The organism is Allorhizobium ampelinum S4, from assembly GCF_000016285.1.
GTDB lineage: Bacteria > Pseudomonadota > Alphaproteobacteria > Rhizobiales > Rhizobiaceae > Allorhizobium > Allorhizobium ampelinum.
In genome coordinates this window covers 1156964-1169674 of record NC_011988.1, presented here as the reverse complement: position 1 = coordinate 1169674, position 12711 = coordinate 1156964, and the positions used below count along the sequence as shown (strand labels likewise).

At 54.6% G+C, this 12711-nt stretch carries 13 protein-coding genes and 1 tRNA gene; 9 read left to right on the top strand and 5 right to left on the bottom strand.

Going from position 1 to position 12711, the window contains the following annotated elements:
• Positions 1-4 precede the first annotated feature (4 nt).
• The 3 genes from AVI_RS22280 to AVI_RS22270 all read left to right on the top strand — a co-directional run bounded on the left by AVI_RS22280 (position 5) and on the right by AVI_RS22270 (position 1875).
• On the top strand, positions 5-511 hold the full coding sequence (locus AVI_RS22280) for a hypothetical protein (protein ID WP_041698674.1): 507 nt from the start codon (positions 5-7) through the stop codon (positions 509-511).
• Between the two features lie 62 nt (positions 512-573).
• Positions 574-828, top strand: a complete 255-nt coding sequence (locus AVI_RS22275; protein WP_012654387.1) for a helix-turn-helix transcriptional regulator — start codon at positions 574-576, stop codon at positions 826-828.
• Between the two features lie 3 nt (positions 829-831).
• Complete coding sequence (locus tag AVI_RS22270; protein WP_071207950.1) at positions 832-1875, top strand: tyrosine-type recombinase/integrase; 1044 nt, start codon at positions 832-834, stop codon at positions 1873-1875.
• 73 nt (positions 1876-1948) lie between these two features.
• Here AVI_RS22270 and AVI_RS22265 read toward each other — a convergent pair.
• Together AVI_RS22265 and AVI_RS22260 are read right to left on the bottom strand one after the other, a co-directional pair.
• A tRNA-Ser gene (locus AVI_RS22265) sits at positions 1949-2038 on the bottom strand.
• A gap of 139 nt (positions 2039-2177) precedes the next feature.
• The gene (locus tag AVI_RS22260; protein WP_234895205.1) at positions 2178-2819 is read right to left on the bottom strand and encodes a YoaK family protein; all 642 of its coding nucleotides are present in this window, start codon (positions 2817-2819) and stop codon (positions 2178-2180) included.
• Between AVI_RS22260 and AVI_RS31490 the strand changes: the two genes are divergently transcribed.
• The 3 genes from AVI_RS31490 (at position 2805) to AVI_RS22250 (ending at position 5178) form a co-directional block, all read left to right on the top strand.
• Positions 2805-2999 (top strand): hypothetical protein, encoded by a 195-nt coding sequence (locus AVI_RS31490; RefSeq protein ID WP_234636327.1) that lies wholly within the window; start codon positions 2805-2807, stop codon positions 2997-2999. The genes AVI_RS22260 and AVI_RS31490 overlap by 15 nt on opposite strands.
• A gap of 188 nt (positions 3000-3187) precedes the next feature.
• Complete coding sequence (locus AVI_RS22255) at positions 3188-3877, top strand: response regulator transcription factor (protein ID WP_012654384.1); 690 nt, start codon at positions 3188-3190, stop codon at positions 3875-3877.
• On the top strand, positions 3877-5178 hold the full coding sequence (locus AVI_RS22250; RefSeq protein WP_012654383.1) for a HAMP domain-containing sensor histidine kinase: 1302 nt from the start codon (positions 3877-3879) through the stop codon (positions 5176-5178). Before AVI_RS22255 ends, AVI_RS22250 begins: the two co-directional genes overlap by 1 nt.
• A gap of 62 nt (positions 5179-5240) precedes the next feature.
• On the opposite strand, the gene AVI_RS22245 is transcribed toward AVI_RS22250, so the two are convergent.
• The 3 genes from AVI_RS22245 to AVI_RS22240 all read right to left on the bottom strand — a co-directional run bounded on the left by AVI_RS22245 (position 5241) and on the right by AVI_RS22240 (position 8175).
• The gene (locus AVI_RS22245; RefSeq protein ID WP_012654382.1) at positions 5241-7052 is read right to left on the bottom strand and encodes an ABC transporter ATP-binding protein; all 1812 of its coding nucleotides are present in this window, start codon (positions 7050-7052) and stop codon (positions 5241-5243) included.
• A gap of 488 nt (positions 7053-7540) precedes the next feature.
• On the bottom strand, positions 7541-7669 hold the full coding sequence (locus AVI_RS31750) for a hypothetical protein (RefSeq protein WP_267889532.1): 129 nt from the start codon (positions 7667-7669) through the stop codon (positions 7541-7543).
• Positions 7670-7812: 143 nt separating this feature from the next.
• Positions 7813-8175: a hypothetical protein gene (locus AVI_RS22240; protein WP_012654381.1), complete on the bottom strand. Its 363-nt coding sequence runs from the start codon at positions 8173-8175 to the stop codon at positions 7813-7815.
• Between the two features lie 222 nt (positions 8176-8397).
• Here AVI_RS22240 and AVI_RS22235 point away from each other — a divergent pair, with 222 nt between their 5' ends.
• The 3 genes from AVI_RS22235 (at position 8398) to AVI_RS22225 (ending at position 12531) form a co-directional block, all read left to right on the top strand.
• Positions 8398-8871, top strand: a complete 474-nt coding sequence (locus AVI_RS22235) for a BA14K family protein (protein WP_012654380.1) — start codon at positions 8398-8400, stop codon at positions 8869-8871.
• 413 nt (positions 8872-9284) lie between these two features.
• A complete protein-coding gene (locus tag AVI_RS29255; RefSeq protein WP_187152395.1) occupies positions 9285-11210 on the top strand; it encodes a mechanosensitive ion channel family protein in 1926 nt (641 codons plus the stop codon).
• A gap of 331 nt (positions 11211-11541) precedes the next feature.
• Entirely contained in the window at positions 11542-12531 is a 990-nt protein-coding gene (locus tag AVI_RS22225) for an iron ABC transporter substrate-binding protein (RefSeq protein ID WP_012654378.1), read from the top strand.
• Positions 12532-12711: the final 180 nt, after the last annotated feature.

Genomic DNA, 12711 nt, shown 5'->3' with positions numbered 1-12711 from the left:
TCAGATGCTTGATGCAGGTACATACGGCGCGAAGGTTCAGTCGTGGAAACGATACAACCCACGAGAGCTACTCATCAGGGTTATGGATGATCATGCTGGAGCCGACAAACAGGCCATTCTTAGCGCTTTGCGAGATGCGCTTTTATTGGATGATGGCCCTGATTATCTCGATGCTATCATCGAATATTGGTTTTCAAACAACTATAACAGCATCGTCACCAGACCATCCCTTACCGTGGAGAGGAAAACTACTGTTTCCCTCAAGGCAAGGGCTGATACCTTGAAAGCCAAAGTCAAGGCGAAGATCATCGAAGAAGCCAAAATGATCTTAATGGACATGATTATGCCCAACGGAAAGCCTCTCCGAGATTGCACGGCGCGGGACTGCGAGGCTGCTGGGGGTTGGCTCCAGAGCCTCGCAAGCCTAGTGCCCCCTGATGAGAAGGTCGGTTCGGCTCTTACCGAAAATGACGTTCGTAAGGCATTCCAGGGCGCACAAGAGAGCAGATAATCGAAAGCCCGCCAGGCAAGTAGCCTTGGCAATTCGGCCTTCCGAGCTAGAGGGTAATCATAATGCGAACCGAACCATACCACCCAAAATCAGCCTTGCCGTTGCCATCCCAACGGATGCTCAACCGTGTCCAGGCGGCGGCCTATGCCGGTGTTGGCGTCTCAAAGTTTGACGAGATGGTGAATGATGGCCGCATGCCTCAGCCGCGTAAAATTGATGCGCGGCGTGTGTGGGATGTACGCCAGATTGATATTGCGCTGGACGCACTGCCATCCGATGGCGATATTTCGTACCCAGACGGCAACGATTGGGATTGAAGAATGAAGCAAATGCACAGACCGCCAAAATACTGCCAGGGCTTTGAGGATCGGCATGGGAAAATTCGCTGGTACTATCGGCGGAAAGGATTTCCGATCAAGCCCCTTTCAGGGTTGCCCTGGAGTCCAGAATTCATGGCCTCATACGAAAAGGCGATGGCCGGTGAAAAGATAGAGGTTGGCAAATCCAAGAGCGCACCCGGCACGGTCTCTGCGCTTGTCGTCAGCTATTACAAAACATCTGATTTCCAGAGGCTATCAGAATCCACCAAGACCACATATCGCGGCATCATCGAACGATTCCGGGAAGAGCACGGTGCCAAGCGTGTACATCACATGCAGGCCCAGAACGTCAAAAAAATCATTGGGGAGAAGGCAGCGACACCAGCCGCCGCAAACAATCTACTGCGGATCATCCACATACTGATGCTGCATGCTGTCGATCTGCAATGGCGTCGGGATGATCCCACCAAGGACGTGAAGAAAATCCGGCACAAGTCCGAAGGCTTTTTAACCTGGGAGGAACACCACATCGAACAATTCACCGCATACCACAAGCCAGGCACCCGCGCGCACTTGGCGCTATCGCTCCTGCTTTACACAGGCCAGCGCCGCAGTGACGTTGTCCGCATGGGTCGCCAACATGTGCGCGATGGATGGATTTCCATCGTCCAGCAGAAGACAGGCCAGTTGGTGGAGATCCCATTTCACGCCGCCTTCAAAGACGTGCTCAATGCACTGCCCCTTAAGAACATGACGTTTTTGACGACCGCTCAAGGCAAGCCATTCACTCCGGCTGGCTTCACCAACTGGTTTCGAGACATGACAAAGGAAGCGGGCTTGCCGGACAAACTATCACCCCACGGCCTACGCAAAGCCGCATGCCGCAGGTTGGCCGAGGCCGGATGCACACCGCACCAGATCATGGCCATCAGCGGCCACCAATCCCTGGACGAAGTGACCCGCTACACCGTCGCCGCCAGCCGCCGCGAACTCGCCACACAAGCCGCCCCTCACCTTCAAGGCGGGGGTAAAAGTAGAACATAAAGTGTCAAACCCAACCCAAAGGTTTGACACTTTTGCTTGTAACTATCTGATTTTATTGATCTTTTTTTCAGCATGGCGGAAGAGGTGGGATTCGAACCCACGGTACGGTCTCCCGCACGCCGGTTTTCAAGACCGGTTCCTTAAACCACTCGGACACTCTTCCTAAGCCCGACGCCGTATTCCGACATCCAGACTCTGTCTGGTTTTCAACAGAATCTCTGGCAGGCGTTATATCCAGCCGAACAGGAACGTCAACCACTTTACAGCGCGTCAATGACACAACATGCGGACCGGATTTGCCTTCAGCGCTGCTTTTGGGAGGAATAGTCCTCAAGCATCGGGTAGAGAGCGGCAACCGCCAGAGGTATCGCCAGAAACGCCGCTGCGGAAACGCCGATTCGTTGAAACAGGATAGCCCCGACCACGCCGCCGCCGAAAAATAATCCAACCATGCGCACCAGCAGCCAAAGCTTCGCTAAATCGGCCCGGACCGGTGGGTATGTGACTTTACCATTTGAGTATCCGTTCCAATACAATAGCTTGCCAAGTTCGATACCGGTATCGGTAACCAAGCCCGTCACGTGGGTCGTTCGAATGCGTGCACCGGAGAGTTTTGTGATGATGGCATTTTGCAAGCCCATGATGAAGCAGAGAAGCATGACGACGAACACCACCGCGTCGCCCTTTTCGCTGAAACTGATCGCCCCGGAAAGGGCAAACACACCCATCAGCCACGCCTCAACCGCCAATGGCAGCGCATAGACCGACCTCAAATCTCGTCTGCGGCCCCAATTGATCAAAATTGCGGAAAAGCCAGCGCCAGCAAGAAAGAAACAAAGAGCGAGCAGCCCCATCAGCAAAAGTTTTAAATCGCCCAGCACCAGATTGTCCGCCATGGACGAGACAATGCCCGACATGTGAGAGGTATATTGACCGACCGCCATAAAGCCGCCGGCATTGGCCGCGCCGGCAATGAAGGTCAGATAAAATGCCAGATGGCGGTCGCTCGTCTCGGTGCGGTCGCGATGGGCAAGACTTTTCAAGTGGCTTTTCATGATGGATACGAGTCGGGCAAGCGCCTAGTCGGCGGGTTAAAGATGCGATTTTCCGTCCGGCCTGATTGATTTGCAAGCCCAGTCATGGGCGGCTGGAGCCAATCCGATGCGCCGTGACATGATGGCGGCACTAAACGAGCATGAATAGCCACCACATGTCTGCACAACATCTACCATAAGCACGTAAACTTATGTAAAACTTGAACCCCTTGGTCGATTTTCACTTATAACAGGCCACCGCCACGAAGAGCTGAAAAATGACGCGTGTTCTTTTGATTGATGACGACCTGGAATTTACCGGATTGCTTTGCGAATATCTGACGGATGAAGGGTTTGATGTACTCTCGACAGACGATGGCGCCAAGGGCCTTGCTTTTGTCGACAGTGGTGCGACCGATATCATCGTTCTCGACGTCATGATGCCGATCATGAATGGTGTCGATGTCTTGCAGAACATCCGAAAATCCAGTGAAATTCCTATCGTCATGCTGACAGCCAGGGGGGATGACAAGGATCGGATTACCGGGCTAGACCTCGGTGCCGACGACTATGTCTCCAAGCCCTGTTCGCCAGGTGAACTGGTCGCCCGGCTCCGGGCAATATTGCGTCGTACCGGTAAAACACCGCCCGAACACCCATCTCAACCGCTCAAAAGCGGCGAACTCGTTCTTTATCCAACAAGCAGGCAGGCGCATATCAATGGTGAGGCTCTCGCCTTGACCGGGACGGAATACAATCTCCTGGAGCTTCTGGTTCGCAATGGCGGCAAGGTCGTTTCCAAACATGACATTTCCCAAAGCGTATTCGGCAGGCCCCTGACGCCTTTCGACCGGCGTATCGATGTTCATCTCAGCAGTATCCGCCAGAAACTCGGCCTCAGAAAAGACAGACAAAGCTGGATCCAGTCTGTTCGGGGGCAGGGTTACATTCTGCTACAGGATAGCTGATGCCTCGGCTTTTCTGGCGTTTTTTCGTCATTGTCTGGCTGACAATCACGCTGACAACCATGCTGGGCATATCGCTTCCACGGTTCAACGGCCAGCTGCCACCGCATATGCGCATCGCTGAGGTGCAGAACGAGATCATTGCCGCGCAAATCGCCGAGATGCTCCAACGGGTCGGGCCGCAGGAGACACAGGCGTTTATCCGCAGCATAACACCCAAAGGAGACGATGGGCATTTCCAACTCCAGGCAGTGCCGGCAGCGGCCCCGCAAACCTGCGCCAAGGATCAATTTCCAGGCAGCATTGCCATATCCTACGCCAACCAATGCTATACCCTCACTATCGATGAATCGTCTATCAGCAATGACTGGCCACTTGTGTTGCCTTGGCTGATCGGCCTTGTCGCAAGCCTGTTTTCCGCTTACCTGCTGACGAAATACCTGCTGACACCCATTGAGCGGCTTCGCCATGGGCTGAAAATGCTGGCAGAAGGCCACTTCAGCATCCGCATCCACGATCCTGTCAAAAATCGAAAGGATGAAATCGGAATTCTGACACAGCATTTCGATATCAGCGCCATGCGCCTACAGGAACTGCATGAGAGCCGAGAACGACTGTTTCATGATATTTCCCACGAACTACGCTCACCCTTGTCACGCCTGCAAGCCGTTACCGGTATCCTGAGGAAGAACCCAGGGCGCCTACCCGGCCTGCTGGATCGCATGGATCATGAAATCGAGCGGCTGGACAGGCTGGTCGGTGAGATCCTGACCATGGCCAGGCTGTCCTCCAAGACAGATGAAGAAAATCAGCTCCTGGTTATCGATATTCTCGATATTCTCGATGAGATTGTTCAGGACGCGACTTTTGAAGCGCAGGAAAAAGCCGTATCAATTGACTTTCAGCGGAGTGGCAGTTTTGTCGCCGCTGTCAATGGAGAGCTTATCTATCGCGCCATCGAGAATGTCTTGCGAAACGCAATCAAATATACCGGAGAAGCGACAGTAATCCGGATTTCGGCAACCGTTTCACCGAATGGCCTGACACTCACCTTCACGGACGAAGGTCCTGGCGTCAAAGAAGATGACCTTGAAAGTATTTTTCGCCCCTTTATCAGTTCAGGCAGCAGCGGCAGTGCCTCCGGATACGGTCTTGGCCTGGCAATTGCCAAGACGGCCGTCGAACGGCACGGCGGCAAGGTCTTTGCCGGCAATGTCAAGCCGAAAGGCTTGCGGATCACCATGATATTGCCTGGCGATAGCGACACACGGTCGGAATGCCACAACGCTATGCGGCAGACCTGATACCAAGGGCCATTTTCAATGGCCCTTGGTATGACGCAAAGCATTTTTGTCGTTGGAAAAGCCTATTCTCCGAAGACCATGCCCTTGGTCAACTCCAACGCCTGGCGCTCGAAAAGACCACGGTAAATGCCTGACTTCATCCTGATCAGGCTCTCATGCGTCCCCTCCTCAGCGATCCGTCCGTGATCGAAGACCAGCAGCCGGTCGAGCGCCCGCACGGTCGACAACCGATGCGCCACGACCAAGGTGGTTCTGCCTTGCATAAGCCGTTCCATAGCTTCCTGGATCAGCATTTCCGATTCCGAATCCAGGCTTGACGTTGCCTCGTCCAGAATAAGAATCGGCGCATCTGCAAGGAAGGCACGGGCGATCGCAATCCGCTGGCGTTCACCACCTGAAAGCTTGATGCCGCGCTCACCGACCAGCGTGCCGTACCCCTTCGGCAAGGCCTCGATAAAGCCATGGGCGCTGGCAAGCCTTGCAGCGGTTTCGATGTCCTGCTGGCTGGCCGAGGGCCTTGCATAGGCGATGTTTTCCGCAAGCGAGCGATGGAACAGGATCGGCTCCTGCTGCACGATGGCGATCTGCTGGCGTAACGAGGTTTGGGCAACGAGTGCGATATCCTGACCGTCGATCCGGATCGCCCCACCGTTGACGTCATGCAAGCGCTGAATGAGCTTGATGAACGTCGTCTTGCCAGAACCGGAATGGCCAACCAGCCCAACCTTCTCACCGGGCTGGATCACAACGGAAAAGTCCTTGTAGAGCGGCGCAAAATGATTGCCGTAATGAAAGGACACCCGATCGAATTCGATCTTGCCGCGTTCGATGACAACAGGTTTTGCACCGGCCACATCCACGACGCCAAGGGGTTGACCATGCAGGAAAACCAGTTCCTCCATATCATTGACTGACCGTTGCAAGTTACGGATATGCATACCAATTTCCCGCAGATAGCCCTGTAGGATGAAAAAGGCCGTCAGCACGAAAGTGATGTCACCAGGGCTGGCCTTTCCAGCACTCCATAGCCAAAGGGCCAGACCCAAAACCCCACCGCGCAGCACCATCAGCAAGGCTGCTTGCAGGCTGCCATTCAGTGTGCCGCGCGTCCAGGTGCGACGCGTCCTGTCCTGCCATTTTTGCAGCACCCAGCTCAGGCGGGTTTCCTCACGGCTTTCCCCACCAAAGGCCTTGACCACAGCATTACAGGTCACCGCATCGGCCAGAGACCCACCCAGCTTGGTATCCCAACTATTGGCCATGCTGGCCATTGGCGCAACGTAACGCAGAGCCATGATTGCTGTAAACAACACGAAGCAAACGGACCCGACCCCGACCAACAGGCCCATCATTGGCCAATGCCACGTCATCAGCACTGTGGAACCGATCAGCATGACCAGCGAGGGAAACAGCGCCACGAAAACCGTATCGTTCAGCAGATCGAGTGCCCACATGCCGCGCGTCACTTTGCGCACCGTCGAACCAGCGAAGCTATTGGCATGCCAATCGCTGGAAAAGCGTTGAATGCGAGAGAAAGCATCGGCAGCAATGTCCGACATGGAGCGCAGCGTAAAGCCGATGATGGCCGTAAACGTTGCATGGCGCAGCAGGACGGCTCCGGCAGAGAGCGCCATCAACCAGGCGAAAGCGGCAATGGCGCTGTCCCAGGCTAGGCTGTCATCGGCGCGACCGGAGACGACCGCGTCAACCAAACGACCGGAGAACAGTGGCGTTAACACATCGGCCAAAGTGGAAAGCAATACGGCAAACAGCATGAAGACAACACGCCCCGGCTGCTGGCGCCAATGCACCGCACAGAAACCGAAAACGCTGCGAAATGCCCCGCCACGGCGAGATTTATAACCTAAAGCCATAGGAAAATTCCGGCGCGAGCCGGCTCCGACATATGAATAGAATGGAAACCGCGCGCAAACGCGATAAAGTGGCGTTAGAGGGAGAAAATTCTATTCCCGGACAAACCGGATTCAACACAAGGTAACGGACTGACCGTTACGCACACGCAGCTTAACTGCGGATGGCGCCTGCCAACATGAAATTGGCGCTGGCCACCGGGGAGGTGGAAAAATATGCCATAAAGCCTCCCTGATTGGTGTTGAACATAAATGGTTTTTAGATCGACTCGATTCTGAAGCCAATAAGTGATTTGCAATTTTGGGATAAAACGCACTGACTGCGGTATTTCTGCAACAGCCGCCCTTTCTAAAAGGAAGACTGTTGCGCCGAGAGTGGATGATTTCAGAAACGTCATTGACGAAGAGCGACTGCACGACAATGCATTGTTTTCGCTTATATATCTGAAATATCTACTTCTAGCATCTCGCTCAGATGCTGAAAGAAAAGATTACGGATTGGTTTGGCTGGAGCTGTTGAGTGGGTTTTCTGGTTCCACTTCACCGGGATGATAGCCAATCACATAGTAGCCACCGATAAGGCAGCCAATGATGAAAAGGGAGCCGACGAAAATCTGCATGCGACGTCTTGGTTTGCTAGCGTGTTGAGTCATGTCACCTCAAAATTGTGTTTGGATTTATTGGTTTTTGTCGGGCGCGCTTACCCACGCTCTGAAACGCCACCATCCTCTCGGCTCCGCCTCAAGGAAATGCATCAGAGCTGTTACTTCCTGTTCATCAACGCCTGCATTTCCTCGAAACGGCGGCGGCGGTCGTCGGCGCGCTCACCTTGCGAATAGCAGGTGCTGGAGATGCAGAATTTGGTCAGACCGAAAGGTGCGGTCGATTTTTGAAACTCGCAATCGATGACGTCATCCATCTTCGTGGCGTCGACATCCTGTCGCTCGGAAAAGCTGATTCGTGCTCCTGGAGGGGTCAATTCAGGAAAGCTCTGTGTCTGGCCGATTTTCACATCCGGCTTCATCAGAAAATTTTGCAGCACCGTATGACAAGCCTGCTCGAGCTGCGGCGATTGGGCCATGGCTGGCATGGCTGTGGCCAATAGAATTGGGAGAACATATTTCATCGAGAACCGCTCGCGTTTGTGAAGTCCGCAATAAAGCCTCCACAGAGGATTTTGTTCCCGAAAAGCTGAGTTTTACGCACGCTTTTCACCTAGAGGTAAGACGCCATTCCTTATGCATCGGCATATTCCCTAAAATGCGAGACCCTAAACTCGCAGACCAAGGAACTTTTCTTGCTGGCAAACAGTTTACGGGTGAAATCAAAGACGGAAACAGGTGAGGAAATGAAAAAAATTGCCGCAATTCTGCTGTCAGCCGCGACACTGCTGACAGGTATGGCGCCGGTTGGCGCATCCGCCGCACCAACATCGCTTTCGCAACCTGCACAGACGCAGAGTGTTCCCGGTGCCACAGCACAGGGCGGCGTCCAGGTCGCGGAAAATAGTTGGGCTGACGATCGTCGCCAGCGTCGCTATGTTCCTGGACCACGTCGCCATAGCGATCGCAATTGGGATGGGCGCCGTAACTATAACCGCTATGATCGTGACAGATATCACCGTCGCCATAACCGCAGCAATGCGGGCGCAATTATCGGTGGATTGGCCGCAGGTGCCATCATTGGCGGCGCTCTCAGCGCACGGCCACAAGGTGGAAACTCGCATACTCAATGGTGCTATAATCGCTACCGGTCCTACCGGGCCTCGGACAATACGTTCCAGCCCAATAACGGCCCACGCCGCCAATGCGTTTCACCGTAAACATCTCCTAATAACTGGAAAATGGCGCGAGACTCGGTTTCGCGCCATTTTTGCATGAAAATTCCTATCGCATCGCGATGGCTTTGCTGATTTTTCAGAAAATCGCGCTAATACTTCCCAAGGCATAGCATAGCCGGATGGCTAAACGCCGGGGGGAAGAGATGACACAGCTTATCGCAAGGTGCCGGCATACCGGCCTGATCATCGCCATCCTCCTCACAAGCCTCTTCAGTGGATTAATGTCAGGGGTTGCCGCGCAAGACAGCGCTAAGGGTCCGGCCAAAGCTGCAGCGGAACAGAACAATCTAGTGCACCAGCAAGCCCTACCCGCAATCACCCCTGTATCGTCCCCGTCACCCGAAGTAACCACTGCCCAAACTGCGCAGACGGGTTCCGCCACCATGGAAGCCGACATGATGATGGCTGCCTACGGGGAAGTGGCAACTGCCCTTCGGCGCGGCGGGACCGTCGCATTGACCGGCCTACAAAGCTTGCCAGCGGCGTTTAGCAACAGCATGCAATCTTTGCATGAAGAGCAAACGGGTATGAAGGAACTCAGCCTGACGGCCGCCAGCGCGATCGTTGCCGGGCTCGCGACAGCAGCCGTGTTCCTGATGGCGTTCGCAAGGCTCATGCCCCGTCTTAGGCCGGACCGAGGGCTAGTTGCCAAGGTCTCATTGGCAGGACTGCGGCTCGCGGGAGATCTACTTGCGGTGGTCATCTTCGTGGTTTTGGCGCGCAATGGCGCCCATATGGGCATGGTCTCCGGCTCATTTGGCAAGGAGGTCACCTCCGGCTTCATTCACATTGCCATGACCACAGCGATTTTTGCCAGTTTCGGACGCCTGCTCTTTGCCAGGATCAATGGTTTCGAACCGTTATTCGATATTGCCGACCCGTCCTGGCATTTAAAAATGATGGTGGGCTTCGGCTTTCTGTCCGGCTTTACCCATAGCAGCCTCAGTCTGGCCGATGCCCGCGGGCTTGCCCCGATGGCGGTGGATGGCTGGCTGTTCCTCAGCTCCACCATCATCACCGCCTATCTGCTGGTCTGGTTTATCGTCGGACGGAGCGACATCGCCAATTCTCATTCCGGCCATGCCAACGGATGGCAGCGTATTACCGGCAATCTCATCGCCAATTTCTACATCGTCTCCACAATAATTATATGGCTGCTCGGTCTTCTGGTCGCCGGCACGGCTCAAAACGTCCTCTGGGTGCGCGTGTCGGGCATCAGCCAGATAGTGTTCATACTGATTCCCATCCTGCATCGCGGTGTCTCAGGCTTGTTTCAATATCTGGCAATACGACGGGAAGCCGTCTATGGTCCGGGCTTCCATTCGGTCCTGCTCTGGGCCTTGCGCATCCCGTTTTCCGGGGCAATCTGGCTGATCGGAATTCATATCACCGTCATCTTGTGGCAACCGCTTCTGGCCAATGCCGGGGTGGATGCCTCCTACTGGCTGAACCATTTACAGCAATTTGGGATTACCATTGTCTGTAGCGCCTTTGTCTGCGGTTTCCTCTGGAAGTTTTTCGAGACCATATCCCCGGTCAATACCGTCAAACTGCCGGGTCACGAGGATGATGGCGAACAGAAAACCACCAGCCGGTTGTCGACAGTTCTGCCTGTCGTGCGCAATCTGGTTATGGGCGCGGTGCTCGCCGTCGCACTTCTGGTCATCCTGTCCTCACTCGGCGTCAATGTCGCGCCGCTTCTCGCAGGCTTCGGCGTGCTTGGCCTTGCCGTCTCTTTCGGATCGCAAGCGCTCGTCAAGGATGTCGTTTCCGGCATATTCTTCCTGGCGGAAGACGCCTTCAGGATCGATGAATATATCGATGTTGGCAAGCTACAGGGCACTGTCGAGCAGATTTCCCTGCGCTCCGTTCGTTTGCGCCACCACAATGGGCCTGTGCATACAGTACCTTTTGGCCAGATCGCCGCCGTTACCAACTACAGTCGCGATTGGGGCACGATTAAATTCGAATTGCGCTTCGACCGCGACGCCGATCTGGAAATGATCCGCAAGACGGCCAAGAAAGTCGGTCTGTCACTGCTGGAAGAGCCGGAATTTGCGGGTGATTTTCTTATACCTCTCAAAATGCAGGGCATACAGGAGGTCAATGAGAATTCCATGGTCATCCGCTTCAAGTTCACTTGCCGGCCCGGCAATCCCAGCCTGATCAAGCGCGAAGGTATCAAGCGTCTACTCGCCGCCTTCAAGGCCGCAGGGCTCAATCTCGCTTCCAATGCTGTCGTCGTACGCTCCGATGGAACGACAATCAGTGATGCTGCTGCGGCCTCAACCCTATCCGCAAAGGCCGCCAACGCGCCTTGATAGGCGTCTGGATTAGCCCTCCCAAATCAACGTTTCCGTTCTCCACATTACAATTCGTTGTGATCCGGAACGCAGAACCGGTTGCACCCATAATGCGATAGCGTGCGATAAAAGGGCATCGAGCCCTTCATTCCCACGGCCATAGGCGTATCCAACAGTCGTTTTAGGCGCCGGATACAGCTAAGCCGTTCAGCGGCCACACACTTCCCAACCGAGAGTAACTTGACTTTAATACTCAGCTTACCTAACCAAGGTCCAGATTTGTAACTTCCTTCTGCCCTTCGACAAGGAGACTGACTTGAAAATCTCTCGTATTTCCAACCTCCGCGCTATGGCTGTTCTTTCCGCCCTCTTCGCCACGACTGCAATTGTGCCGGCTTTCGCCGCCGACGGCGACGGCATTGTGGTTTACAATGCCCAGCACGAAAGCCTAGGCCGGGAATGGGTCGAGGCCTTTACCAAGCAGACGGGCATCAAGGTGACGATGCGCCAGGGCAGCGACATGCAATTTGCCAATCAGCTCTTGCAGGAAGGCGAAGCCTCACCAGCCGATGTGTTTCTGACGGAAAATTCGCCAGCCATGACGCTGGTCGATCAAGCTGGCCTGTTTGCTCCTGTTGATGCCGATACCCTGGCGCAAGTGCCGGAAGAGTTTCGTCCAGCCAATGGCCAATGGATCGGCATCGCCGCCCGCTCCACGGTGTTTGCCTATGACAAGACCAAGCTCAGCGAAGATAAGCTGCCAAAGTCCCTGCTCGATCTTGCCGATCCGGCGTGGAAAGGCCGTTGGGCGGCCTCTCCATCAGGTGCGGATTTCCAGGCCATCGTCAGCGCCCTGCTGGAGCTGAAGGGTGAGGAAGCGACCGCCAAGTGGCTGAAGGCCTTGAAGGAAAATGCGACCTTCTACAAGGGCAACAGCGTTGCCATGAAGGCCGTGAACGCCGGTGAAGTCGAAGGCGCGGTGATCTATCATTATTACTGGTTCGGCGATCAGGCCAAGACCGCAGAAAACAGCGGCAACGTGGCACTGCATTATTTCAAGCATCAGGACCCGGGCGCCTTTCTCAGCATTTCCGGCGGCGGCATCATCAAGTCCACCCAACATATGAAGGATGCCCAGGCCTTCTTGAAATTCATCACCAGCAAGGAAGGCCAGGCGATCCTGAAAACCGGCACGTCTTATGAATATGCAGTCGGCAAGGGTGCTGAATCGAATGCCAAGCTCGTCCCGATCAAGGATTTGGATGCACCGAAGGTGGAGCCGACCAAGCTGAACAGCAAGAAGGTCACTGAAATGATGACGGCGGCCGGGATTCTCTAATCCAGCTATTCTCTAAAGCAGTCGGCACGCGTTACGGCAACCGGCCCGGTCGGTTGCCAGACGTCGCCTTCACTTCGAAACTATTGTCTTTCCCTCAAGAAAGGCTTAGGGCAATCGCCAATCGGCGATTGCCTTTTTTAGAGTCAATTTGACTTTTCCAGACACGCCCGCATCGATATT